This is a genomic window from Verrucomicrobiota bacterium, from assembly GCA_039027815.1.
GTDB lineage: Bacteria > Verrucomicrobiota > Verrucomicrobiia > Verrucomicrobiales > JBCCJK01 > JBCCJK01.
Map to the genome: position 1 here is coordinate 1 of JBCCJK010000040.1, position 25,601 is coordinate 25,601.

Here is a 25,601-nt window from a genome sequence, read left to right on the forward strand (position 1 = left end):
CACCTCCTCTTGGGTGGCCAGGCCATTGATGCGGCGAATGAACTCGATATTGCTCGGGCACCAGGGAGCCTCTGGATTGACCGTGGTGACATACTTTTGAATCGCCTTCTGCGTCTCCTCATCATCCCAAGCCAGCGGCAGATGGACGATTCGGGAGGGGACCTCCACCTCCTCAGTCTTCGTCAAACCCTCCTCGACCGCTTCTATTTGCTCAATCAGTCGTTCTAAAGAAAGGACTCGGCTATCATAGTGGACCTGTAAGGACCGAATGCCCGGCGTCAGATCGATCACTCCCTCGATTGCCTCGCGGCGAAGTCGCTCAAAGACCGCCTGCACCTTGAAGCGGAGCGCCAAGTCCAGTTCCAAAGGGCCAAACTCCATCAAAAGAAAGCGATCGCCAGCCGCGCGAAACACCACTTGGGGCGCCCCCTCCTCCTGGGGCAGCTCCTTCACCACACCACTGTGGGTCGGCACCTGAATCCTGGATTCCGTCGACAGGGCGACCGTCCCTTCCAACGAAGCCACCACCGCATCGAGGGCCTTTTCCCTTTGGTTGGCCGCCTCCTGGCTCAGCAGGAAAAAGCGCACTTTGTCACCTGGACGAAGCTGCCCCGTTTTCCAAAGCTCGGACTGGACGATCGTGACCGGGCACACAAAGCCGCCCAAACTCGGACCATCCGGCCCCAAGATGACCGGCATATCACCGGTGAAGTCCAAGGTGCCAAAGGCATAGGCATTATCGTGGATGTTCGAAGGATGCAGCCCGGCTTCCCCGCCATCCGACCGTGCCCAAGAGGGCTTGGGGCCCACCAGCCGCAGGCCCGTCCGGGCGGAATGATGATGCACCTCCCAGGCCGTCCCCAAAATCATCTCCAGATCTTCTACCTTGAAAAAATCGGGGGCCCCATGCGGCCCATACATGACCCCGATCTCCCACTCGTGCGTCAGCACCGGAATGACTGCCGGAGCCAGAGACGATGGAGGCACCGCCCCGTCTCCCGGGGGAGAACCCAAATGCAAGACATCCCCCACCCGGAGCGCCCGCCCCCCATGCCCGCCAAACTGCCCCAGGATGAACGTGCTGCGACTGCCCAAATACTCCGGCACCTCCAACCCGCCCGAGACCACCAGATACCCCCTCGCCCCCAAGCCCTCGGCAGTGCCGACCGCCAGGATCTGCCCGGCGGTCACCGCGATAGTGGACCAGCTCTCGACCGCCTGACCGTCAAGGGTCGCTCCCATCTCCGCCCCGCCTAGTGCGATGCAGCAGGCTCGATTGAATCGCAGCGTGGGCCCGCTCATCGTCATCTCCAGCCCCGCCACCCCCTCCTCATTCCCCACCAGCCGGTTGAGCAAGCGGAAGGACAGCGAATCCATTGGCCCAGAGGGCGGCACCCCCACATTCCAGTAACCGACCCGACCCGGATAATCCTGAATCGTCGTTTGGATCCCAGCCGACAAGACATCGATCGTGGCCGGCTCGAAGTGAAACTCGCCCAGCGCCCTCGTCGTCATCCCCCCCTCACCAAACCGCTCCCAAGCCACAATCTGCCGCAGGTAGAGAAGGTTGGTCTCGATCCCCGCCATCTCCGTCTGCGCCAGGGCCTGCTTCAACTTCCCCACCGCCTCCTCTCGCGTGCCCGCGTTCACCAAAACCTTGGCCAAAAGGGGATCATAAAACGGCGTCACCTCCGTGCCAGACTCCACCCAATAGTCACTCCGGACCTCCGGCGGGTAGCTCACCTGGGTCAGCAAACCGGAGGAGGGCTGGAAATCCTTGTGCGGATCTTCGGCGTAGATCCGGACCTCGATGGCATGCCCTTCCACCGGGAGGGACAAGGGCTCTTCCGCGATGGGATTGTCCCCTAAAGCGAGGCGGATCATCCAACCCACCAAGTCCACATGCGTCACCATCTCGGTCACCCCATGCTCCACTTGCAGGCGCGTATTCACCTCCAGGAAATAGAACTGTTCCTCATCGGCATCGTAGAGAAACTCCACCGTCCCCGCCGAGCGGTAGTCGACCGCGGCCGCCAAGCGCCGGGCGCACTCCCAGCACTCCTCCCGCTTGGCCTGAGGCAAGCCAGGGGCAGGGGTCTCCTCAATGACCTTTTGATTCCGGCGTTGGGTGGAGCAATCGCGTTCGCCCAAAACACAGACCTTGCCCTCCCCATCCCCGAAAACCTGCACCTCGATGTGCCGGGCATTCACAATGAACTTTTCCAAAAACACATCGGCTGAGCCGAAATTCGACTCCGCCAAGCGACCCACCGAGGCATAGGCCTCGCGCAGTTCGGACAAGGTATCGCAGCGCTGCATCCCAATGCCCCCACCGCCCGCGGCCGCCTTCAAAATTACAGGATACCCGATCCGGCCGGCCGCCGCGAAGGCCGCTCCCTCCGTGCGGAGCAACTCGGTCCCCTCCAGTAAAGGGACCCCCTGCTCTCTCGCAATCGCCCGCGCCCGGTCCTTGAGCCCGAAGCAATCGATCTGCTCGGGCCTCGGGCCAATGAACGCCACCCCGGCCTCTTGGCAGGCCTGCGCGAAGGTCACATTCTCGCTGAGAAGACCGTATCCTGGATGGATGGCCTGGGACCCAGTGCGCCGAGCGACCTCCAAAATCCGATCGATATCGAGGTAACTCTCCGCCACCGCCGGCGGCCCCACGCAATAAGCTTCGTCCGCCATGGCGACATGCCGCGCGTCCCGATCCGCCTCCGAATAAATGGCCACCCCCCGAAGCCCCATCGCCCGAATGGTCGCCAAAATCCGACAAGCAATCTCCCCCCGATTGGCCACCAAAATCGTGGCCAAATCCGGATTGGGGAATGCGGAAGGTGGAATCATGGAAGGTTTCTTCGGGCAGTTTTGATGGAACTCACCAAGATCGCTAATAACTCGGACGCCTCCGTGGCCAACGCTGCCACTTTCGAGGAAGACACCCGTCCCTCGTCCACCGCCGACTCAATCCAAAAGAGAGTCTCATCACACTCCTCTTCGGCCATTCCCAGCTTGGCCAAAAACTCTTTCTTGGATCGCGCGCGGCAGGCAGCGCGATAGTTTGCGGCGACCGAAGTGCCCGAACGCACAATTTGCTTCGCCACCGTAGTGCCTCCGAGAGACGTGGGCAGACTATTCGCAAATTTCAAAATGCGCACTGCGAAACGCTTGGTCCGAACTTTTAAATCAAGCTGGGCAGTCTCCTCTTTCATTCCGCATTCCGCATTCCCAAATCCCCATTCCAGATCAACACTTCCACCGGCGTAGGATTCCACCCATTACAAGGATTGTTTAGCTGCGGGCAATTGCTGATGAGGGCCACCACATCCATAGCGGCTCTCATTTCCACATAGCGACCAGGAGCCGAGATCCCATCGGCGAAAGTCAAGGCCCCCTCCGGCGTGACCGGCACATTCATGAAGAAATTGATATTGCAGGGCAAGTCTCGTTTTCCCAGCTCCTCTCTCCACTCCTGCGCCCCCCGAATAAAAGAATCCCGGCACGCGTGCATGGACTCCTTCTCCAAGGCGTAGCGCATGGTGTTGCTCTCCCTCGAACAGGCTCCCCCCAGCGTGTCATGCCGACCGCAGGTATCCGCCGTGATCGTCAACAGCACCCTCCCCTCCGTCGACATCAGGTCCGTTCCCGTGGTGAGATAGAGCGCTTGCTGGCAGCGGATGGTGTCCGCCGCGCTGTAGCGTTCCGTGGGATCAGCCGCGCTGTAAAAGAGAGTGTCGGCCGCTTGGTTGCCCTCGAGATCGAGAATGCGAAAGACTTGCCCCTCCTTGATCTCACGCATCCAATGGTCACCCGCTGGAATGGTCTCTCGGTAAATGGCCTCCTCGGGGGAGAACGGGCTTTCGGTCCTCATGCTCGCAGAGCGTAGTAGTCTTCTGTATTGCGAAAGGCGCGCTCGTTTTGCGGTCGGGAAAGACGAGACGCATCCTCCGGCGCCACCTCGCCACTCGGCCAGACCGTCAATCCCACCGGGCCGGGCCCATACTCGGGGCGAGGGTCGAAAGGATGGGCACAGGTGTGCAGCACCACCAAGCTGTTCATCTCCAAGCGGAGATCGACGTGGTCGCCCGGACCCGAATGTCCAGAGACAAAGGACAAACGACCCCCCTCATCCGCGACCACTTTGGAAAACCAGTTGAGATTGGGCAGCAAATCCTTCTTTCCCAAACCCCACTTAGCCAGCTCGATCAGAAAATTTTCCTTTCCGTTTCGATACCACTCATTGCGCGCCTCCTGGTAGGTCTTCGTGCCATACTTGGCCGCCACGCTCTGGGCGTCGGAGGAGCCGCACACCGTATCGTGCCACCCGACACTGTCCCCGGTGATCGACGCAAAAACGCGCCCCATATCGCTGTGGAGACAGAAGGGCTTTCTCAGATAAAAAATGTGCTGTCCCTTCAGGGTGTCAGGCATGTTGTAGCGCTCGCTCAGATTGTCCGCGTTGTAGAGGAGCATCCCCACATTGGCCCCCCCTTGCACATCGGTCAGCCGCAGAGTCTTGCCGCGAGAAATCACTTGGGACCACATGTGGCCTCCGGGAAGAATCTTCTCGTAAATCGCCTCCATCAGCTCTTCGGGGGCAAAGGATGAATGGGGGGCATGAGGGTGGAGGTTAGGGTGAGGCGACCACTGAAAATCCCTTTGCAAGTGATGAGCTGATCCGAAATCTTCTTCAGTTTGCTGGCCGGGCCTTGGACCAAGAGCACCTCCATCACGTGATTTTTTTCCAAAAGCACATGCTGGGAACTAATGACCTCATCCACGTTCTCGCGCTCGATTCGCGCCAGGTTCTCCCATAGCCCAGGCTTCGACTCGTTGTAGAAAAGCGTGATGGTGCCCGCCATGATGGCATCACCCAAATCTTCGGAGTGCTCGCTGGCACTCTTCTGGATCATCTCCGCAATCGCTTGGGAGCGACTTTCAAAACCCCGCCGCTCCACCAGCTTGTCCAACTCTTGGAAAACCGACTCCGGGAGCGAGACACTGATTCGCTGCACCGGCTCCCGCTTCACAGGCCGGAGATCCTCAGGAAGATCCACGCGCATCCCTCCCAAAAAGCAGAGTCAATACCAACTCCCACCCAATGTAATACTTTTTCTAAAAAAAGTATTACTCAAAAACCATTAATACGGCTCCCGCCCCCGAAAACTACAATAGCAAGCTTTCCCCGGCGCGGTGGGGGGAGACTTTTGTTCTGGGTGCAGCTTATCCCAAGTGATAGGTAGCCGGAAAGGCCTTGAGTGGGTGAGTCGTTTGCGAATCGGCTCATCGCCCCCGCCGCGCCGGGGACGTCGCGGCCCACCGATACGAGGCGGTTTCAAAGAGCGGTCTCCATGAATAGAAATCGTCCTTTTTATGAGACCGCTTCTAATCCTTACCCGCATCGCTCATCACCCAAACCCCACCCCTAATAATAAAGATAACGCCCCGTCTTCGGACAGTAATAGCCACCGTCATGGTAGGACTGGTGATAGCCCCCATGTCCTCGACCCCGGCGGTAGGACTTGTGATCGTTGTTGTCACTGGCAATGGCGTAGCCGATGGCCCCGGCCGCGATCAGACCTACCACCGCCACCGCAGGATCGACCGTTTGCTTGGGGCGACCATAGGCATCGTAGCTCGTGGTCGTGCAGTTGGCGAAAAATCCTACCAGGAGAATCGCGGCGGTCATTCGTGAGAGGAGGCGCGTTTTCATCTCTCCTCGGACGAGGAGAGATGAAAAGTCTTCAAAGGATTTGCGCGATCAGTCGTGCCCGCGGTGAAGAGAGCCGATCAGCTTGGCCACCAGGGCGGTCCAGCCCGTCTGATGCTCGGCTCCCACTCCCCGGCCGCTATCTCCATGAAAGTATTCGTAGAACAAGGGATTCTCACGAAACCCTTCCCGGTCGCGGAGCAGGGGCGCGTGCCCGTAGACGGGACGATTTCCCTCCTGATCGGGCAGAAAAATGCCCACCAATCTCCTGGCAATTTCTTCGGCCGCCTCTTCCAGAGTGACCTCATGGCCGCTGCCAGTGGGCGCCTCCACTTTGAAGCCATCGCCGAAGTAGAAGTGAAACTTTTGGAGAGATTCATAGAGGAGATAATTCACGGGGAACCAGACCGGCCCCCGCCAATTGGAATTCCCGCCGAACATGTAGGAATCCGACTCCTTGGGATTGTATTTCACCTCGACCGTCTTCTTGCCTTGTTGGAAGCGAAAAGGGTGTTCTTCGTGGTATTTGGAAAGCGCTCTGATGCCATAAGGCGAAAGAAACTCCTTCTCATCCAAAAGCCGCTTCATCACACGGCGCAGCCGTTCCGCGTCAAAGAGCGAAAGCAAAAGACGCTCCTTTTGCCCGGGATCGCGAAAACTGGCAATGTGCTTGGCCAACTCCGGCTTGTTTTCCAAGACCCACTCCATCCGCTCCACAAAATCGGGGACACTGGCTAGATCCTCCGGCTCGAGCACTTCCACCGAGTAAAGCGTGATGAGCCCGACGATACTTCGGACCTTCATAGGAATCTTCTCGCCATCCCCATTGACCAACACATCATAGTAAAAGCCATCCTCATCGTCCCACAGACCGTGCCCTCCGTCGATCAGTTGGCTGAGCGACTGGGCAATGTAGAGAAAGTGCTCAAAAAACTTGGTGGCAATGTCTTCATACACCGGATTGTGCTGCGCCAGCTCAAGCGCGATTTTCATGAGCGTCAGGCTGTAAAACCCCATCCAGGCCGTGCCATCGGCCTGGTGCAGGTAGCCGCCTCCAGGGAGCGGCTTGGAGCGATCAAAAACTCCGATGTTGTCCAGCCCCAGGAACCCCCCTTGAAAGAGATTGTTCCCGTCCTTGTCCTTGCGGTTGACCCACCAGGTGAAATTGATCATCAGCTTGTGAAAGACGGACTCCAGAAACGCCAGATCGCCTTGGTCCCGGCGATTTTTCCGATCGATCTGAAAAACCCGCAAACAAGCCCAAGCGTGCACTGGCGGATTCACATCCTCGAAGTTCCATTCATAAGCCGGTATCTGCCCGTTGGGATGGAGATACCACTCGCGCAAAACGGTCGAAAGCTGGCACTTGGCAAACTCCGGGTCGATCATGGCGAAGGGCACACAATGGAAAGCCAAGTCCCAGACCGCAAACCAGGGGTATTCCCAGGTATCTGGCATAGAAAGCACATCATTCGCTCGCAGGTGGCGCCATTCGCCATTGCGAATCTCCCCTCGATCAGCCGGCGGCTTAGGCTGCACCGGATCGCCATCTAACCAATTCTCGACCGTGTAGCGATAATACTGCTTAGACCAGAGCAGTCCCGCCCACGCTTGCCGCTGGACCTTGCGCTCCTCCGGGTCCTCCACACCCTTCTGCAAGGGGCGATAAAACTGGTCGGCCTCTCGCTCTCGGGACTCCATGATGGCGTCAAAGCGCGCAAAAGGCTTGCGCGGTTTCCGGCGAGTCAGCCGCCACTCCAAAACAGCCTCTTGCCCCGGCCGCAGATTCCACCGCCGGAGGTAAGCGGCCTTGGTGCCTTCCTTCGAAGCGCAGACCGAGGTCCGCTTCCCCTCGACGACGTATTGATGGAAGGCGTCCTTCACATTCTGGCAGACATTCTCCTCGCCATAAAGCCGCTTGCGATTGGTCTCGTTGTTGGTGAAAAGAGCACCGTCCACCTCGCGCGCACTCCAAAAAAAGAGCCCCAGATCGGGATCATCCACTTCGATGTCTTCCCGCTCGGTCCATTGCAAGGTGGGCACCTCGCGCCGCCCCGCCACCCAGCTATTGCGGCAGGTCAGCTGTGGTAAAATGACAATCGGAGCCGACTCTGGACCGCGATTGATGGCGGAGATGCGACACAGAACATCCTCGGGGCCCTCCTTGGCATAATCGATCGTGACATCGAAATACCGGTCCTCATCGAAGGCATCAGTTTGCCAGATTTCATACTCGCCGAGGGCCTTGTCCCGCTGCGCATTGCCGTGGGCCAAATCGTTGTAAGGAAAGGACCGCTGCGGGTATTTGTAGAGCATGCGATTCCACGAATGGGAGGGGGTCGCATCGAGGAAGTAATACAGCTCCTTCACATCCTCCCCGTGGCTGCCAGCATGATTCCCCAGGCCATAAAGACGTTCCTTCAGGATGGGATCGTTCCCGTTCCAGAGCGCCACCGAAAAGTTCAGTCGGCCCTTGTTGTCCGAGAACCCACCCAAACCGTCCTCCCCCCAGCGGTAGGCATAACTCCGAGACATATCGTGGGTGATGTATTCCCAAGCCTTGCCCTCCGCGCTGTAGTCTTCCCGGACCGTGCCCCATTGCCGTTCCGCCAAATACGGCCCCCACTTGCGCCAAGGCCCACCCCCTCCCTCGCTCTCACGAACCCGCTGCAATTCCGGAAACAATTTCGCCGCCATATGCTGTCCTCCTACGTGTTGCCCATCTTGTGGACAAGCGCCCTTCGGGAGAAAAAGCTGGATCAATGCCAATCGCATTCTTTCAAGCGTCGACCCATCCAGCGATTCACCTCCCACAAGTCCGCCACCCGCTCTCTCGTAAAGGGCGCTTCCTGGAGATAGCCATCCGGACCGAATTCGGGCGTCATAGTAAAGGCCTTCTCCCCCCGCGCCTCGGCCGCCCGCCAAAGCACTCCCCACCAACGCAAGTGGGCCGAGACCGGCTCCGCATACTCTGGCGCTCGCGGATCGGGCACCTGGGGCCCTTGATCGTAGCCTACCCTAGCATGCACGTGGCGCGAGCGATCCGCCATCAACTCAAGGAGTTCGGGGTCGTCGTCCAGCACTAGCCGCTCGCAGACCGCGCACCAGTGGCTGAAATCGCAAGTCAACTTCAGCTCCGGCACCTCTTGTAAAAGATCACGGGTGACCCAGGGGTGGAAGGACAGGCGACTGCGGTGGGTCTCCAAGGCCACCTCCACCCCCCACTCTCTCTCCAAGGCCACCAGCCCCTCGCACAGCTTCACCTTGTCCGCCCAAGACCAGGCATCCAGCCCGGTCAGGACATTCAGCCGAAGTGGCTGATGGACCATCGCCTGCTCCGCCATCGCCCGCATCTCGTCGAGATGTTCTGCCACCCCCTTCTGCCCCTTGGGAACATAGCCGCCGCCCGTCACGCACTCTGCGATCCACTCCAGCTCCCTCTCCGCCAAGCCACGCAGGAAGGCTTCCCTTGGCCCCGCCGCCTCCGGGAGAGGGCCCTCCATGCCCTTCCACCCAGCCGACTCCACCCGGGCCCAAGCCGACTCAAGCGACCCCCCCTCATGAGCCCACATCGAATAGAAAAGCTTTAGCTCCATGCGCTTGTCGGGGAGCAACTTGCTGGCCGTTTCCGAGCTTGCAACTCCAGTGAACAAATCGAGAATCGGTCTCATCTCTCGACCACGGACCTTGAAACGCCTATTTCTTCTTCCCCTCCTCTTCCCACTCGCCCCCCGGGCCGAAGAAGCGTCCGGCCCGGCCCTCGCTCGAGAATGGGTCCAACTCCGCCAAACCCTCTCGGCCGAGGCCACCGAGTGGCAAACCGAAAGCGCGCATTGGCAAACTCTCCTCGAACTCTGGGACGTCGAAATGGACCAATTGGAAACGCTCATCACCGAAGCAGGGCAGGCCGCGGTGCTAGAAGAAGAGCGCCGCAGCCAGTTGGAAGCCTCCCTGGCCCAAGCTCGCAAAGAGCAAGCCACCCTCCGCCAAGTCACCGCCCGCCTCACCCCCCGCGCCCTCACCCTGGTGACGCGCTTCCCTGAACCGCTCCGGCAAGAACTCTCCGCCCCTGTCACTGAGCTGGAACTCTTGGAAACCTCCTCTCGCGAGCAATTTCGCGCCATTGTGGAAATCCTGACCGCCGCAGGCGACTTCCATCGCCAAGCGACCATTCACACCCAGACCATCGAGCTGGAAGGCCAGCCTCTCGAAGTCGATGTCCTCTACCTCGGACTAGCCCGCGGCTGGTTCGCCACCGCCGATGGGAGCCAAGCCGGCCTGACCCGGCCCTCCGCCGAAGGCTGGAGCTTCGAATCCCAACCCACCCTCGGCCCCCGCGTCCGCCAAGCCATGGCCGTCTTGAAGAAAGAAACGCGCCCCGAGCGAATTCGCCTCCCCCTAGCCATCGAGGAGGTCCAGCCGTGAAGCGCTCCGCCCTCCTGCTACTCGCGCTCCTCGCGCCGCTCTCTCAACCGCTTCTAGCTCAAGACCAGGTCGCCCGGCAGCTGCAAGCCCAGGTCGAGGCCGCCCTCCAGGACCTCGCCACCCAGCGCCAAGCCATCGCCGCCGAGCGCATCCCGCTGGAAAAAGAAATCACCGAACGCCGTGGCGAGATCGAACAGGCACGCCGCGTCGCCGAAATCGCGCGCTTGAAGCTGAGCGACCGCCAGGCCCTCCTCGCCGAGCTGGCCCGCCGCCAAGCCGCCTTCGAGGCCAACCGCAGCTACCTCCACGGCCAGCTCGACACCTACCGCGCCAACCTCCTGGCCCAACTCCACCCCGCAGCCAACCAAGCCCTCGGCCCGGCCCTCGACGCCCCCTCCTCCGCCGACTCGCTGGCCGAGCGCCTCCAGCTCCTCGAAACCGGCCTCACCGAAATGGAACGCGCCCTCGGGGGCCAAATCGTTCCCGGCCAAGCCTCGGACAGCTCGGGCACCCTCCACCGCGGTCGCTTTCTTCTCCTGGGCCCCGAAAGCTACTTCCTCTCCCAGGATGGACAGACCGTAGGCGCCGCGCCCGCCAGCTCTCAGGCCCGGGCGCGACTCTACCCCCTCGGCACCCCAGCCGCCGAAATCGCTTCCCTCCTGGACGGAGCCAGCGTCGAGCTGCCAGTCGACTTCTCCGGAGGCCGGTCCCACGAAGCCGCCAGCCTCAGCCTCTCCTTCAGCGAACTCGTCCAGCAGGGCGGCCTCTGGGTCTGGCCCATCCTCGCCTTGGCCCTCCTCGCCAGCTTGGCCGCCTTGGTGAAATTCGTGCAAGTGGGCCGGCTCCGCCAACCGCCCCCTGCCTGGACCCAGCAGCTTCTCGACGCCCTTGGCCAGGGCCACCTCACCCAAGCCGAATCCCTAGCCCGTTCCACGAACCATCCGGCCGGTTCGGTCCTCTTGGCCACCTTCCCGCACGCCGCGGAAAACCCAGAGGCCGCCGAAGAAACCATCTACGAACACCTTCTGCGAGTCCAGCAGCGCCTCCAGAGTTGGCTGCCCTTCATTGCGGTCACGGCCGCGGCCACCCCCCTCATCGGCCTGCTCGGGACCGTCTCCGGCATCATCCGGACCTTTGGCTTGCTCACCATCTACGGCACGGGCGACCCCAAGCCCCTGGCCGGCGGCATCAGTGAAGCCTTGGTCACCACCCTCTTTGGCCTGGTCGTGGCCATCCCCGCTCTCATCCTCCACTCCCTCCTCTCTCGCCGGGTCCAGGGCATCTTGCAAACCACCGAGCGGCTTGGCCTCGCCTTCGTCAATGGCCTCCGCACGCGGCCGCAGCCATGACTCTCCTCCTCCATCACCTGCGCGAAGTCCTCGCCGATGGCGGCCTCACCCTCTGGGCCCTCTTGGCCTTGGCCCTCGCGCTCTACGGCATGATCGCCGCCACCTGGTCCCGCCTCTCTCCCCTCTCGCGACAACTCCCCCCAAACAGCCCGCCCCCCAGCCCCCCGAGCCTTCGTCCCCAAGTGCATCATTTCTATGCCACCTGGGAGCTGGACCGCCTGGCCTGGGTCCAGCGTCGCCTGCCCCAGATCGGCGTCCTCATCGCGGCCGCTCCCCTGGCCGGACTCCTCGGCACCGTCGGCGGCATGCTTCAGACCTTCCGTGGCATGGCCATCGGCCGGAAAGTGGACCAGTTCGAAGCCGTCTCGCTCGGCATCAGCCAAGCGCTCGTCACCACCCAGGCCGGCCTCGTCATCGCCCTCCCCGCCACCTTCCTCCTCCTCATCCTCCGCCGCCAAACCGAACGCCTGAAAACCACCTTGGAAGCCCAACTCCACCGGGACCTCAGCGCCACCCTCCTCCGTCCGAGCTAGCCCTCGTCGCCCACCTGACATGCGCCGAACCCGTCATCTCCTGACTCCCAACGAGCCAAGCGAAATCAACATCGCCCCCCTCCTCGACGTCGTCTTCATCCTGCTCATCTTCTTCATCGTGACCGCCGTCTTCGTGCAGGAAACCGGGATCGAAGTCTCCAAGCCGCGCGCCGCCAGCTCCGGAGAACTCGAGCCCCGGGCCGTCCTCCTGGGGATCGACCCCGCTGGCCGCGTCTTCTACGCCGGACGGGAAATCGGCCCCGAAGGAGTCCGGCCGGTCGTGAGCGGCCTCCTGGAAACCGAACCCGACCGCCCCGTCATCATCCAGAGCGATGCCGCCACCCCCACCCAAGCCACCGTCCGCGTGCTCGACGCCGCCAAGCAAGCCGGCGCCCAAAGCGTCTCCCTCGCCACCACCAAGGAACTCTAGCCCGTGCCCTCCCCCGACCAAGAACGGCCAGCGAAAGCACCCTTCCTCCTGGGCGGCACCCTCTCGCTCCTCGCCCTCCTCTTGCTCCTCGCCTTCAGCCACCTCCTGGCCCATCGCCCCCCGGAAAACGACACCCCGCTCCTGGACGTGCCCCTCATCGTCCTGGACGAACCTCCGCCTCCCCCCCCACCCGCCGAAGCCGAACCACCCTCCGAACCCCCTCCCCCCCCCGCAGAGGTCGCCCCCAGCCGGGACCTCACCCTCCCCACCCTGCCGCCCCCCGACCTCGCGCAAATCGAACCCGGCCTGCAAACCTTCCCCCTCCTGAGCTCCGCCCCCCAAGCCCCCCGCACCCTCAGCCCCACCCCCAGCCCGAGGCGATCAGCCGTCGTTCCCCGCCAACCCTCGCCCTCCGCTCCCCGCACCCCCCCTGCCCCGCCCCGACCCCGCGGCCCCGTCTCCGCCTCGGAGCTGGACGCAGGCCTCCGACCGCTCTCGGTGCCGCGCTACATCTTCCCCCGGGCCCTCGAACGGCGTGGCATCCGCCGGGGCACTGTCACCTTCGTCATCGAAGTCAACCCCAGCGGCCGCACCCGCGTCCTGCGCGTCCTCGGCAGCACCCATCCCGAACTCATCGCGACTGGCCGGAAAGTGGCCGGCGGCATCCGCTTTAGCCGACCCACCGTCAATGGCCAAGCCGTCACCGCCACCTACCGCCTACCCCTCGTCCTCGAAGCCCCATGACCCGCCTCCTCCTGCTCCTCCTTCCCCTCAGCACCCTCGCCGTGGAACCGCTCCCGCTGGGCAATCGCTTCTGGCAGAGTGATGAATTCCTAGCTGCCTTCGCTGGGAGCTACCGCGTGAATGCCGCCATCGAACCCATCGTGACCGATGAAACCCACGCCCTCCTCCTCTCCCTGCAAGAGCCCCTCAAAAAAGGCCAACGAAAAACCGCCCTCTCCCGCCTCCAGGCCAGCCCCCTCACCTCCAAAAGCGCCCCCCTCCTCTTCAATCAAGGGAACCTCCAGTTCGAACTCGGCCAGCTGGACGAAGCCGCCGAAAGCTTCCGCGCTGCCCTCGCCCTCACGCCCGACTTCCGCCGCGCCCACCGCAATCTCGGCATCCTCCACTTCCGGCAAGAAAAGCCCGAAGAAGCGCTCACCCACCTCACTCGGGCGATCCAGTTGGGCGACAACGAAGCCCTCACCTGGGGCCTCCTCGGCCACATCCGGCAGAACCAGGGCCAGGAGCGCGCCGCCCTGGACGCCTACCGCTTGGCCCGGCTTCTCGAACCCGAAAACCCGCAATGGATCTCCGGCCTCGCCCAAGCCCTCGCCGCCAATGACCAGCTCCCCAGCGCCCTTCGCACCGCTGACGAATGGGTCGCGAGCGACCCCGAGTCCCCCCTCGCCTACTTCACACGCTCCCTTCTCCACCAGCAGGCGGGGGACTACCCCGCCGCGGCCGCGGACCTCGTATGGCTCCGGGAAACCGAAGAGTTGAGCGCCCCGCAGCACCTCGACCTCGCCCTTCTCCTCCTGCGCCTGGATCTGGCCGAAGAAGCCCGGACCGCCTTCCAGCAAGCCTTCGAAGACGAAACTCCCCCCCGCCCCGAGCGCGCCCTCCAAGCCCTCACCACCACCCATCGCCTGCAGGCGCACGCCCTCCTCCCGGAACTCATGCAGCGCTTTGACGACGCCTACTCCGACCTCGCACCCGACCTCGCCAGCGCACGCCAACGCCTCGAAACGCTCCACTTGGCCGCCACTGGCCAAAACCAGCTCGCCCTCCCCCGCCTGGAAACCCTCGTCGCGGAAAACCCGGGCGATGGCGAGGCCCTCCTCGCGCTGGCCAGACTCCTCCAAACCAGCCAACCGGGCCAGGCCAAGCTCCTCTTGGAGCAAGCCGCCCACCTCGCCGACTGGAAACAGCCCGCCCTCCGGGCCCTCGCCCAACTCCTCATCGCCCAAGGCGCCTACCCCGCCGCCGTCGAGACCCTCGACCAGCTCCTCTCCCTCTCCCCCCCGGACGAAAAACTCCAGGAATACCGGGACCAACTGGCCCAACTGGCCCTCCCCCGCTGACCGGCCCCTGGCCGAGCCCCTCCTTCTCCCACCTAGCGGACTCATACCAAGCTGCAGAATTGGCTGGTAGAATGGCCGAGTGGATTTCGGGCCAGACCAAGGCGCGACAAGGGCGCGGTGCAGGCACCGTAACCGAGGAGCAACGCTGGGCTGGCTCCAAAGACACCGGCTCTTCCTTCCCCGCGCTTCAGCGCCTCTTCCACACTCCACCTTCCCTCCATTCTAACAGCGAATTCTGGAGCTTGGTATCAGCCGGCCGCAGGCCTTCGGAGAATTCTCCTCGCCATCTCGGGAACGGCTGGTCAAAGTCCTACCATGCTCCGCCTCCCTGCCCTCGCCCTCCTGGCCCCCGCCCTCAGTTCGGCCCAAATCGAACTCACCGAAATCGAAAGCATCCCAGCCGGCCCCACCACCTCCCTCCGGGCCGACGGCCAAGGCTACTTTGAAAAAGTCGTCATCCGCCGCCCGGAAGCGCTCACCAAGCTCGACGGCCTCCTGCGCCTCAACCCCGCCCTCTCCCAAGTCCTCCCCGCGCTCCCCGAACTGCTGGCCAGCGCCCGCGTCTCGGACCGCTTTGACCAGCTCTACGATCGTAAAATCCGCTACCTCCAGAAAGGCGGCCAACTCACCACCCACAATTTTTATGACTGCGCCACCGCGCTCCTCATGCAGCACCCCCAAAGCGGGCGCCGCCTCCTCTGGGTCCAAGCAGACATGGACGTCGTCACCGATGGCTCGGACCCAGTTCGCTATCCCGAATTGAGCCACTACCATGCCGCCCGCCAATCGGACTGGTATCTCCCCCAGACCGCCTACCAATTCGGAAGCACCGGCGGCCTCCGCAATCCTTTTCTGGACTACTACCCAGCCGCCGAAAAAAGACTGCAACACTACCGCACCCTCTTTGAAAAAGAACGGGAAGCCGACCCCGGCTTTGTCTGGCGTCGCCTGCTGGAAGCGGTCGACCTCCAAGAATCCCGCCTGAAGACCCGTCACCTCAGCGGACCCACCCGGCGCTCCCTCCTGGCCCAGGAAGACCCCTTCATCGTCCTCTCCTTGGACTGGTTCCGAGGCAGCGGCCCCTGGATACCCAAAATGGGGGACTACGCCGCCGTCCTCTATCGCGATCAAATCTACCCAGCGCTCCTCGGCGAAGCCGGCCCCACCTTCAAAGCCGGCGAAGCCTCCCTCCGCCTGGCCCAACACCTCAACCCCCAGGCCAGCGGACGGGTCCGCGCCATCGATGCGCTCGAAGTCAGCTACCTCGTCTTCCTGCAAACGGCCGGCCCCCGACAAGCGCCCGACCTCGCGCAATGGCATGAAAAAGTGGCCCACTACCTCGAAGAAATCGGCGGCCTCGGCCCCGGCACCTCCCTCCACCACTGGCCCCCCCTCCCTCCCAAAACGCCCGCCAAACAACCATCGGTCGATCCAACCAGGTAGCCCGCATGAACCCCACTCCCCTCATCGCCCTCTGCGGCTTCCTCGGCTCGGGCAAAACCACCCTCCTGCGTCGCTGGCGAAGAGACCCCTCTCTCGCCCACGCCGCCCTCTTGGTCCAGGACCTGAGCGAACTCGGGCTGGATTCGAAGCTCCTTTCCCCCGAAGACGCCAAACCCACCACCGGCCTCCTTTCCGGTCGGGTTGCCGCCTTGCACGGCCCGCATGCGCGCGAGCAGCTCCTCCCCTCCGTGGGCCAGGCTCTCCGGGAAATGGCCGCCCTCGCACCCCCGCCGCCGCTCGTTCTCTGCGAAAGCACGGGCGCGGCCCGACCTTGGCCCCTCCTGCAAGCCCTCACCCAAAACCCGCGCTTCTTCCTTCGCCACTTCATCGTGACCGTGGATGCCCTCAATCTTCACCGCGACTTCGCGGACGGTCAGCTCTTGCTGGCAGAGGCCCCCCACCATGCCGACCCCGCCCTCCGCGAGGCCGCCGCCCTCCTGGCCGAACAACTGGCCTTCGCCAGCGTCATCATCCTCACCAAGATCGACACCCTCCCGCAGCCAGCCCTCGAGGCCCAAAGTCAGCTCCTCCAAAAGCTCCAACCACAGGCCACCATCGGACTCTCCGCCCGGGCCGGCATGCACCTCTCCCAGCTCGAAACCACCCCCGCCCCACGGCTGGCCGCCCTCGCGACCCGGGCCCGGCAACTCGGTCTCCCCGCCGACCAGCCGACCGCTCAGCGGATCGAATCGACGATCTTCCGCGATCCGCGACCCTTCCACCCCGAGCGCCTGCACGCCGCCTGCCAGAGCCAACTCGGCACCGCCCTCTACCGCACCAAAGGCTTCCTCTGGCTGGCCTCCCGCCCAGCCCAAGTCCTGCTTTGGCAACAGTCCGGCAGCCAAATCACCCTCGAAATCACTGGCACTTGGCGGGCGGAAGCCGTTCAAAATCGCGAAGGGAAATTGTTCCCGGAAGAGGTCGAGCACCTCCGGGCCCAGCTGGCCGACCAGCACCCCCTCTTCGGAGATCGCCACAATGAACTGGCCCTCATGGGCCAGCCCGCCGCCTGCCAGGCCTTCTCGACCGCGCTCGCCGAATCGCTCTGCACCGAAGAAGAAATCTTGGCCTGGCAAAACGGCCAGCCCTTTCCCGACCCTTGGCCCCAAAACATCTTGCGCCTCGACTGAACTCTTCCCCCCCTCCCTCACCCACCGGCCAGGCCACCACGAAAACCTTGCCTCCCCCTCCCAAAGATGCCTAGCTGCCCCATGCTTAAGATCGCACGCATCCTTCTTCCCGCCGCCCTCCTCTTGGCCTGGGCGGTGCCCCTCAAGCTCCAAGCCGAGCAAAAAATCCGCGTCCTGCTCGCGGACGGCCCCCAAAAAGCCCATAACTTCAAAGAAACCACCCCCGTGCTCCAGGAAGTCTTGGAGCAATCGCCGCTCTTCGAAGTGACGCTCTCGCGTTCCTCTAAAAAGAAAATCAAAAGCGGCAGCTACCAGCCGGACTTTGCCAGCTACGACGTCGTCGTCATGAACGAGGGCTTCGGAGCCGCCCCCTGGCCGGAAGCCACCCAAAAGGCCTTTGAAGAATACATGGCCAAGGGTGGCGGCCTGGTATCAGTCCATGCAGCGAACAACTGCTGGCCGGAGTGGGAGGAATACAACAAGATGACCGGCATCGGTGGCTGGGGGGGTCGGGACGAAAAAAGCGGGCCCTATCTCTATCTCGATGACGCGGGCCAAGTCATCCGGGATCCCTCCCCGGGGAAAGGCGGCGCGCACGGCCCCCAACATGAATTTGAAATCGTGGTCAGGGAACCCACCCACCCCATCATGGAAGGCCTTCCTGCCACCTTCCTGCACGGGCCGGATGAACTCTATGACAGATTGCGCGGCCCGGCCGAGAACCTCACCATTCTCGCCTCGGCCTTCTCGTCCCCGGAATACGCCGGGACCGGACGGCATGAACCCGTCCTCATGACCATCCAATATGGCGAGGGAAGAGTCTTCCACACCATCCTGGGACACCACGTCGAGCACCTCCGGGAAGGCAGTTTTGTCACCACCTTCCAGCGAGGAACCGAATGGGCCGCTACCGGAAAAGTGACGATTCCCGTGCCGGAAGACTTTCCCAATCAGCCCCTCCGCTAGCGCCGGTTCTCCAGGTCGTTCCAGAAACTTCAGGGTGATTCGGGGCTCCTCTCCAAAACACGATCCCTCCATCCTACCAAGGCATTTTGCAGCTTGGTATTAGGCGGAGGCGAAAGCTTCGAGACGTGCCGCCTTCTGATCAAAGGTCAAAGTGTCCAGACATCCGTGTCGGAGGGCGATGTTTCCGAGCAAGGTATCTGCAAAATCTCCGGATCCTGAGCTGTAGACTTGGATGGCGTGATGGGTCTCGTCTGGGTATTCGAAACGCAGTTCTTTGGCGTTCAATAAGACCGTAAGCGCTTTCGTGATTTCTGGCTGGGGGTATTTGTAAACTCGAGACAGGGTCCAGACCAGTTCCACTAAGGCGATGGAGGTGAGGAAGCCGGGGCTGCTTTCGGTGCACTCTTCGGTCAGGATTTGAGCGGCCCGTTGGGCTTGGGCTTCGTCGTCTCGGATCAAAAACCGCAAGAGGATGTTGGTATCAATGCCTCGCATGAGAAGCCGTTTCTTCGGCGGTTGCCTTTTGCACCGCGTCATTGATCTCCTCAATACTCAAGGCCTGCTTGGGTTTGGGAAGGATGCCAAGACCTTCTTTGATCGAGCCAGTGGGAACGAGGGTGAGATTGTCCTGTTGGGGACTGACAAAGAGCCGAAATTGACTGCCCGGTTGGAGGGCTAGTTCCTTGCGTAAGCTGGCAGGGATACGCACAAGACCTTTTGCGTCCATGGTGATGACTTCCATATGATTGCCTCCTTCGTTCTTCCTATTTTAGGATACGAGTGCAAAAAAGTCAATTTTGCTTCCTTTTTGTGGATTTGAGGTCTTCTGGCTGGAACCTCAACGGAGGAGAAGTGCTAGGAAGACCGATAGCGGGTGGCGGCCTTGCTGGAAAACACCGCCCTGCAAGTGGGGCCCGGGAGAGCGGGTCGCTTGATCACGAGCCGTCCCTAGCCCCGCTCAAATCATCCCGGCCAATTTCCGCAAGACCCAGAAGAGACTCAAGGCCAGCACGAACAAAGTGGCCCAGATCCAATGGTTCCAAATCTCGAGGCGATCTTCGATCGGGAGGGGCTCGGGCAGCGCGGCGATTCGCTCGACCAACTCGGCCAGTTGCTCCACCGTTCCCATGCCTCCTTTGGTGACCTTGGCTATTTCTTGGAGCACCTCGGGCTTGGCCGGGCGGCCAATCTGCTCCAGCGTTTGCCCCGCCACAAAAAGGGTCGAGGTCACGGTGTTGCCGTTTTCCCGACAGGTCGCTGAGAGCCCATACTCCCCCGGCTCCTCCACTCGGAATCGACCGTAAAAGGCCCCTTGGCCACCCTCCATCGCGACCAATTCAAACCGCTCCGCGGAGCCATCGGGTCGTTCCACATCGATGAGCACCTGCCCCTCTTGCAGCGGGATGCCCTCCTCGGTGTAGGCATTGGCATTCACGACAATGGTATCGCCCGGCTCTGGGCTGTCCGGCGCGTAAAAGACCCGCAGCCGCTCCCCTTCCGCCATCTTGCGCTGGTAGGACATCCAGCGGGCCACCTGCCCCCAAAACCGATAATGGTAGAGATCCTCCACCCCCCGCCGCCAACGCCAGGCCCCATCGGTCCCCATGAAGAGAATTTTCCCGGTCCCCGCTTGCCGCGTGACCAGTAAGGGGATGCGCCCGTTGCGGTTTTTGCGGGTCTCATGCACCGCCAAGACGGTGGCGCCACCTCGATTTCGCAGGACCGGCGCGTGCCAGTAAAAGCCGGGCAAGTTCTTCCACACGCTGGGATTGTCTTGTTCCTTGGAGGCCAGCATGGTCAGGAGACTCTCCTTGCCATCGGAAGTCAGCACGAGGGAGGAAGGGGCATTTTGGGCCACCCCCGACTTTTGCGTTTCATCGAGAATGACCGGCACGAGATCGCCCAAAGGACTGTCCAAGAGCGAAAACAGATGGCCTTGGCTACCCGGGATGAAAACCAGGCCACTGGCCTGCTGCTCGACTAGCCCGCGCAACATCTGGCATTGCTCGACCGTCAACTGCCCCGGCCCGATCCCGACATCGCCCAAAAAGACCACGTCATATTCCGAAAGGTCCTGAAGCGTGTTCGGAAACTGCGAAATGTAATCCGGCCCCCCGCCGAGTCGCATACCCTCATCTGGATGGAAGAGCAGGCAACTGACCTCCACGCCGGGGTCCCGCGAAAGCGCATTCCGGATGTAGCGATATTCCCAGCGGGGAAGCGTCTCGACCACCAGCACCTTGATCTTCTGGTCTCGCACCGTCATCTGGAAAGGCACTTCATTGTTCTGCGTCATCATCTCCCCCGGCTGCTCCGGCAGCAGGAGCGCCATTTTTCGGAGACCGGTTTCCACGGGGGTGAAGAAGAGGGCATCGCTCAATTCACCGCCCGAGGGCAAGGTCAGGGTCTTGCTGTATTCCTTGCCCGACTCCTCCCGCAGCCGGAGCGTCGTGGTCACGGCTTCGGGCATGGTGTTGCGGACTGTGAAGGGCACCTGCACCCGTTCCCCGGCTTGCGCGAAGGCCGGGGCCGAGACGCTCACGATCTCCAAGTCGGGCAGGCTCCGATTGCTTCCCACCAAAACCGAGAAAACGGGAATGTTCCGCAAGCTCAGGCGGGTGGCCGCTTCCACCGGCGGGTTGCCCGAAGTCCAATCGCCATCGGAAAAAAGCACGGCGGCCCGCAAGTTGCGCTGTTCTTGATCGCGGGTCAGCCCACGCAAAGCGGAGTTCAAATCGGTGCCGGCATCCAGGAGAAGGGAGCCATCCCCGGAAAGCGCTTCCCCAAAGGTCTCAAAGGTCACGCGATTGTCCTCTTGCAAGGTCTCCCACAGGCTGGCCTCGCGCTGCTTGGCCACCCACCGCTGCCGGGAGGTGGCTTCCTCGCCCACCAGCACGTCTTCGGTCGTCATGCTGGGAGAATCGTCGATCAAAACCACGATTTCTGGATCCTGATCCGGCTCGATGACACTCCGCCACTCCGGCTGCCAGAGGGTCACCACGCCCAAGAGGACGCAGAGAAAGCGCAGGACTTCCAAGCCCAAAGCCACCCGGGTCCGCCCCCGCCTCGTCCAGGCAAACCAAGACAGCACCAGCGTGCCCGCCAGCACCAGCAGGCCGAGCACGAGGGTGAGAGACGAGATATGGAAGACAAGAGGCGACATCACATCACACCGGCGAGCTTTGGGGAGCGAGCGGGTCCACCCGCCGAGCCGGCGGCAAACTCAGGAAGGCCTCCGCCAGCAGAAGCAACAGGACCACCATGACGAAGGTCCGCCAGATCTCGGACACCAGACTCTCTTGCTGGCCCCCACCCACCTCAAAAAGGCTGTAGGGGAGCGAGCCAAAAACCTGATCCACCTCATTTTCCTCGAGAAACTCGGTCCCCGTTTCTTGGATCGGTCGATTGAGAGCCAGGAAGCGGCCCTGGTAGCGATACAGCCCCGCCTGGGTCAGTTGGACCCCCCCTGGGCCCTCTGGGAGCAGCCGTTCCACTACCCCCTCCTCCAGCCCAGGGAGACTCTCTCCCGCCTCCGCCAGGCGAGCTGAACCAAGCTTTCCGCCCCCTTGGCCCAACATCCTCTGCATCATCACGGCCAAGACGAGGGCGTCGGGTCGATTGGGCAGAGCCATCCCCGACCAACGCTCATCCGGCAAGGTGCTGCAAAAGAAGGCCGCGCCCTTGCCGACCACCTTGCGGGCCAGAAAAGGGACATCGTCCGCATAGCTGGCCAGCTCCGTCAGGTCTCCCACCGGCAGCTGGCGGCGGATCACTTCCATGCGGTCCACCGGGAGCGGGAAGCCATCTTCGGCATTGGCCAAGGGCCCCTCATTCGGGACCCAGCCGACGATCTCAAAGGTCGCTTGGGCAGGGGCGTCTTCGATCGCGCTCCAGGCAACCCCCTCGAAGGAGCCCGAATCCTCCAGGCCCGGCGGGAAGAAGAGGACCACTCCCCCGGCTTCCAAAAAGCGGGTCAGTTCATCGGCGACCGGCCCCTCGGGCAGGGGCCCCATCCACCAGACGGCGGCCGAGTTTTCCCAATCCACGGTGTGGGCATTCTCAGGGGTCACGCGCAGGACCTCGCGGTCCCCTTGGGGCGGAGCGGCCGCCAACCCCACCAAGCGAGCCGGCCGATCCACCGGCGCCACCAAACCGGAATGAAGGGGGAGACGCTCGCCAAACGCGAAGAAAACCCGGTTGTCTTGCAGATTGCTATCCGCAGGAAGGCTGACTGAGCCCCATCCGGCCCCTTCCCGATCTCCGAGAGGGATTCGCAAAGGCATGCGAAGACTCTGACTATCGAGTTCCACCTTCGTTTCAAAGCGGGCGTCCTCCAGTCGCACCGCCAGCGTCAGCTCCCGCTGCCGATCCTGCGGCTGAAGAATCTCCAGGCCCACCACGAGGTCGCCTCCTTCACGCTGGGCCTCTCGGAAATTGAGGGTCAAGTTTTCCTGCACGGACTCTCCGCGAAAGGCCAAAAGGCGGACCTTGGGCCGAGTCGGCATTTCCTCAAAGCCGGAGCGAACCGCCGCCCACTTCCCGCCCTCGGGCTGCCAGCTGCTGGTCTCCAAATCGCTCACCACCCAGATCTCCGACTTGGCGGGCTTGGTGGTCGCCAAATAATCGAGCGCCGCTTGGAAAAGCGCGCCCATGTCCGCGGCCGTGGAAGTGGCCGCGGCTGCCTCCACTTCCGGGAGGACGGAGGGATCCGCGATTTCTCGCGGCCGGAGCGTGGCGCTGTCCAGCAGCACCACCTTGGCACCCGAATCCAGCTCCTCCAGCGCTTGGCTCAAGCGCACCAGGCCCTGTTCCCGCTTGGTCTTGCGCGTCGCGGGATCGAGCTGCTCCATGCTGGCGGAGCGATCCAGCAGAACCAGAATGGTATCGACTGAGCTGCTCCCCGTCCAACCCAGCCAGCCACCCGCGATGGGACGGGCCAAGGCCAGGAAGAGCGCCGCCACCGCCAGAGCGCGGCAGGTCAGGATGAGAAGGTTGCGTAGATTTTTGCGGCCTCGCGACTTCTCAGTGGCCCGCAGAAGGAACTGCATGGCCGCCCAATCCATGGTGCGGTGTCGCCAACGATTGACCAGATGAATGAGGACCGGGATGAGAGCGGCCAGCGCTCCCCAGAGAAACCAAGGGGCGGAGAAATTCATCGGCTCTTTTTCTTCGGCAAACGGGCTGTCAGGAAATCACCCAAGAGCGTTTCGTAGTCCTCATCGGTCACCACCAGATGGTAATCGGCCTTCGCCTGGTAGGTGTAGCGCCGCACGTCCGCCAGGTATTGCCGGAGCGCTTCTTGGTAGCGATCTCCGATGAGGTAAGGCTCCACCACGATGGAGGACTTGTCTTCCATGTCGACAAAGCGATAGGGCCGATCAAACTCGAAATCGAGCTCCTGCCGATCCAGCAAGTGGAAGACCGCCACATCGTGTTTGCGGTAGCGCAGGTGCTGGAAGGCTTCATTCAGCTCCTCGGGCTCGCAGAAAAAATCCGAGAAGATGCAAACGAGCGCCCGCTGAGGAATCTGCTCGGCTACCTCGTGCAAGCTCTTGACCAAGCCCGTCTCCCCCTTCAGTTCCACCTGCTCCAATTGGTCAAAGATGTATTGCAAATGGCGGGGCGAACGTCGGGGCGGGATGTCGGCTGTGACCACATCGCTACAGCAAGTCAGCCCCACCGCATCGCCCTGATTGATGGAGAGGTAGGCCAGGGCGGCCGCCATTTTGCGTGCGTAGACGAACTTGTTCTCCTCCCCGGAGGTGAAAGCCATGCTGGCGCTGGTATCGACGACGAAGTAGGCCCGCAGATTGGTGTCGGCTTCGAACTCCTTGACGTAAAACCGGTCGCTCCGGGCGTAGGCTTGCCAGTCGAGTCGGCGGGGGTCATCCCCGGGCACATACTTGCGATACTCAGCAAACTCGATGCTGGAGCCGCGGTGCGGGCTGCGGTGCATGCCAGCCACACTCCCCATCATGGGATGGCGAGAATGGATCTGAATCGCCTGCAGTTTGGCGAGGACCGCTGGGTCGAGAAACTCGCGGGCCTGACCGCTGGAGGAAGAAGTAGCCACCGTCCCGCGCTTACTCCCGCTCGTGTTGTTCGCGAAGCTCTTCCAGGAGGCGATCCACCACCTTGGCGCTCGTCATGCCCTCACTCTCGGCGCTGAAATTGGTCAAGACCCGGTGCGTCATGACCGGACGAGTGACCTCTTCCAAGTCCTCCAAGCGCACGATGAAACTGCCGGAAAGAGCCGCGCGCGCCTTGGCCCCGAGAATCAAGTTTTGCACCGCCCGTGGCCCCGCTCCCCACGACACCAGCGCCTGCAACCAAGCGGGGCTATCCGGAGAATCCGGCCGGGTCTTGCGCACCAGCTCCACGGCATACTCGAAGATGTGATCGGGCACCGGAACCCTCCGGACGAGGTCCTGGTAGAAAAGAATCTTGTCCTTTTCCAAAATCGTTTGCAGCTCTTTCACGATCCCCCCGGTCGTCTCGCGAGCAATCCGCAGCTCCTCTTCCTCGCTCGGGTAATCCACCTCGATCAGAAACATAAACCGGTCCAGCTGCGCTTCCGGCAGCGGGTAGGTCCCCTCTTGTTCGACCGGGTTTTGGGTCGCCAAGACAAAGAAGGGCGGGTCCAGCGTGAAGCTATTGCCCAAGGCGGTCACCCGTCGCTCCTGCATCGCTTCCAAAAGGGCCGACTGGGTCTTGGCGGGGGCCCGGTTGATCTCATCGGCCAAGACGATGTTGGCGAAAACCGGCCCTTTCACGAACTCGAACTGCCGCTTTCCACCCACGCCTTCGTCCTGGAGAATGTCGGTCCCCGTGATGTCCATGGGCATCAGATCGGGCGTGAATTGGATCCGACTGAAAGACAAGCCCAGCGTCTCGGCCACCGAAGAGACCAAAAGCGTCTTGGCCAAACCCGGGACGCCCATCAAAAGCGAGTGGCCCCTCGCGAAAAGGCTGATGGAAAGCAGCTCGATGACCTTCTCCTGACCCACGATCACCTTGCCCAGCTCGTCCTTGAGTTGCTGGTAGACCCTTCCCAATTCCTCAATGGCAGCCACATCATCGGCCTCCATCTTGGGCATCTCCGGGATCCCATCCGGGGCGGGCAAGTCTTCGAGAGTCGTTTCGGGGGAAGATTCAGGTTCCATCATCAGATTGTTCTAAGACCAACAGGAGAACCCTGGAATGGGCCTTCCGCTTTGTCGAGCGCTCATGCGAGAGAGCGAAGCCAGGGGCAACGCTCGCCTTCGGTTCTACTCACTCAGTGTGCAGAAAGTGTGCTCAAAAAGAGGAATCCCCTCTCAGCCCTTCTCTAATACCAAGCTGCAGAATTGGCTGGTAGAATGGCCGAGTGGATTTCGGGCCAGACCAAGGCGCGACGAGGGCGCGGTGCAGGCACCGTAACCGAGGAGCAACGCAGGGCTGGCTCGAAAGACTCCGGCTCTCCCTTCCCCGC

At 62.2% G+C, this 25,601-nt stretch carries 23 protein-coding genes; 9 read left to right on the forward strand and 14 right to left on the reverse strand.

Annotation, left to right across the window (positions count from 1 at the left end; translation table 11 throughout):
* The 8 genes from uca to AAF555_10305 all read right to left on the reverse strand — a co-directional run.
* Positions 1–2,847: urea carboxylase (gene uca, locus AAF555_10270; GenBank protein MEM6911951.1), on the reverse strand; the 2,847-nt coding region annotated here is incomplete at its 3' end.
* Complete coding sequence (locus AAF555_10275; protein MEM6911952.1) at positions 2,844–3,212, reverse strand: four helix bundle protein; 369 nt, start codon at positions 3,210–3,212, stop codon at positions 2,844–2,846. The genes AAF555_10275 and uca, both read right to left, overlap by 4 nt.
* The gene (locus AAF555_10280) at positions 3,209–3,871 is read right to left on the reverse strand and encodes an urea amidolyase associated protein UAAP2 (GenBank protein ID MEM6911953.1); all 663 of its coding nucleotides are present in this window, start codon (positions 3,869–3,871) and stop codon (positions 3,209–3,211) included. The genes AAF555_10275 and AAF555_10280 overlap by 4 nt, the downstream gene beginning before the upstream one ends.
* A complete protein-coding gene (locus AAF555_10285) occupies positions 3,868–4,584 on the reverse strand; it encodes an urea amidolyase associated protein UAAP1 (protein ID MEM6911954.1) in 717 nt (238 codons plus the stop codon). Before AAF555_10285 ends, AAF555_10280 begins: the two co-directional genes overlap by 4 nt.
* Positions 4,584–5,063: a ribbon-helix-helix protein, CopG family gene (locus tag AAF555_10290; protein ID MEM6911955.1), complete on the reverse strand. Its 480-nt coding sequence runs from the start codon at positions 5,061–5,063 to the stop codon at positions 4,584–4,586. Before AAF555_10290 ends, AAF555_10285 begins: the two co-directional genes overlap by 1 nt.
* Before the next feature lie 362 nt (positions 5,064–5,425).
* A complete protein-coding gene (locus AAF555_10295) occupies positions 5,426–5,713 on the reverse strand; it encodes a hypothetical protein (protein ID MEM6911956.1) in 288 nt (95 codons plus the stop codon).
* Positions 5,714–5,761: 48 nt separating this feature from the next.
* Positions 5,762–8,407 carry a glucosidase gene (locus AAF555_10300; GenBank protein MEM6911957.1) on the reverse strand — a complete coding sequence of 882 codons (2,646 nt, stop codon included), beginning with the start codon at positions 8,405–8,407 and terminating at the stop codon, positions 5,762–5,764.
* Between the two features lie 62 nt (positions 8,408–8,469).
* Positions 8,470–9,381: a sugar phosphate isomerase/epimerase gene (locus AAF555_10305; GenBank protein MEM6911958.1), complete on the reverse strand. Its 912-nt coding sequence runs from the start codon at positions 9,379–9,381 to the stop codon at positions 8,470–8,472.
* Positions 9,382–9,397: 16 nt separating this feature from the next.
* On the opposite strand from AAF555_10305, the gene AAF555_10310 reads away from it, so the two are divergent.
* From AAF555_10310 to AAF555_10350, 9 genes are all read left to right on the forward strand, one after another.
* A complete protein-coding gene (locus AAF555_10310) occupies positions 9,398–10,135 on the forward strand; it encodes a DUF3450 family protein (GenBank protein MEM6911959.1) in 738 nt (245 codons plus the stop codon).
* A complete protein-coding gene (locus tag AAF555_10315; protein MEM6911960.1) occupies positions 10,132–11,484 on the forward strand; it encodes a MotA/TolQ/ExbB proton channel family protein in 1,353 nt (450 codons plus the stop codon). The genes AAF555_10310 and AAF555_10315 overlap by 4 nt, the downstream gene beginning before the upstream one ends.
* Positions 11,481–12,017, forward strand: a complete 537-nt coding sequence (locus AAF555_10320) for a MotA/TolQ/ExbB proton channel family protein (GenBank protein MEM6911961.1) — start codon at positions 11,481–11,483, stop codon at positions 12,015–12,017. The genes AAF555_10315 and AAF555_10320 overlap by 4 nt, the downstream gene beginning before the upstream one ends.
* A 19-nt stretch (positions 12,018–12,036) precedes the next feature.
* Positions 12,037–12,447, forward strand: coding sequence for a biopolymer transporter ExbD (locus tag AAF555_10325; protein MEM6911962.1), 411 nt, complete (start codon positions 12,037–12,039; stop codon positions 12,445–12,447).
* A gap of 3 nt (positions 12,448–12,450) precedes the next feature.
* Entirely contained in the window at positions 12,451–13,191 is a 741-nt protein-coding gene (locus AAF555_10330) for a hypothetical protein (GenBank protein ID MEM6911963.1), read from the forward strand.
* Positions 13,188–14,531 (forward strand): tetratricopeptide repeat protein, encoded by a 1,344-nt coding sequence (locus AAF555_10335; GenBank protein MEM6911964.1) that lies wholly within the window; start codon positions 13,188–13,190, stop codon positions 14,529–14,531. Before AAF555_10330 ends, AAF555_10335 begins: the two co-directional genes overlap by 4 nt.
* A gap of 315 nt (positions 14,532–14,846) precedes the next feature.
* On the forward strand, positions 14,847–15,974 hold the full coding sequence (locus AAF555_10340; GenBank protein MEM6911965.1) for a glycoside hydrolase family 75 protein: 1,128 nt from the start codon (positions 14,847–14,849) through the stop codon (positions 15,972–15,974).
* Between the two features lie 5 nt (positions 15,975–15,979).
* Positions 15,980–17,164, forward strand: coding sequence for a GTP-binding protein (locus tag AAF555_10345; protein MEM6911966.1), 1,185 nt, complete (start codon positions 15,980–15,982; stop codon positions 17,162–17,164).
* 81 nt (positions 17,165–17,245) lie between these two features.
* The gene (locus AAF555_10350; protein MEM6911967.1) at positions 17,246–18,130 is read left to right on the forward strand and encodes a ThuA domain-containing protein; all 885 of its coding nucleotides are present in this window, start codon (positions 17,246–17,248) and stop codon (positions 18,128–18,130) included.
* 99 nt (positions 18,131–18,229) lie between these two features.
* Here AAF555_10350 and AAF555_10355 read toward each other — a convergent pair whose 3' ends face one another.
* From AAF555_10355 to AAF555_10380, 6 genes are all read right to left on the reverse strand, one after another.
* Positions 18,230–18,625 (reverse strand): type II toxin-antitoxin system VapC family toxin, encoded by a 396-nt coding sequence (locus tag AAF555_10355; protein ID MEM6911968.1) that lies wholly within the window; start codon positions 18,623–18,625, stop codon positions 18,230–18,232.
* Complete coding sequence (locus AAF555_10360; protein ID MEM6911969.1) at positions 18,612–18,872, reverse strand: AbrB/MazE/SpoVT family DNA-binding domain-containing protein; 261 nt, start codon at positions 18,870–18,872, stop codon at positions 18,612–18,614. The genes AAF555_10355 and AAF555_10360 overlap by 14 nt, the downstream gene beginning before the upstream one ends.
* Before the next feature lie 216 nt (positions 18,873–19,088).
* Positions 19,089–21,293, reverse strand: coding sequence for a hypothetical protein (locus AAF555_10365; GenBank protein ID MEM6911970.1), 2,205 nt, complete (start codon positions 21,291–21,293; stop codon positions 19,089–19,091).
* Between the two features lie 4 nt (positions 21,294–21,297).
* Positions 21,298–23,286, reverse strand: coding sequence for a BatA domain-containing protein (locus AAF555_10370; GenBank protein MEM6911971.1), 1,989 nt, complete (start codon positions 23,284–23,286; stop codon positions 21,298–21,300).
* Positions 23,283–24,203 carry a DUF58 domain-containing protein gene (locus AAF555_10375; protein ID MEM6911972.1) on the reverse strand — a complete coding sequence of 307 codons (921 nt, stop codon included), beginning with the start codon at positions 24,201–24,203 and terminating at the stop codon, positions 23,283–23,285. The genes AAF555_10370 and AAF555_10375 overlap by 4 nt, the downstream gene beginning before the upstream one ends.
* A 10-nt stretch (positions 24,204–24,213) precedes the next feature.
* Positions 24,214–25,227 (reverse strand): AAA family ATPase, encoded by a 1,014-nt coding sequence (locus AAF555_10380; protein ID MEM6911973.1) that lies wholly within the window; start codon positions 25,225–25,227, stop codon positions 24,214–24,216.
* Positions 25,228–25,601: the final 374 nt, after the last annotated feature.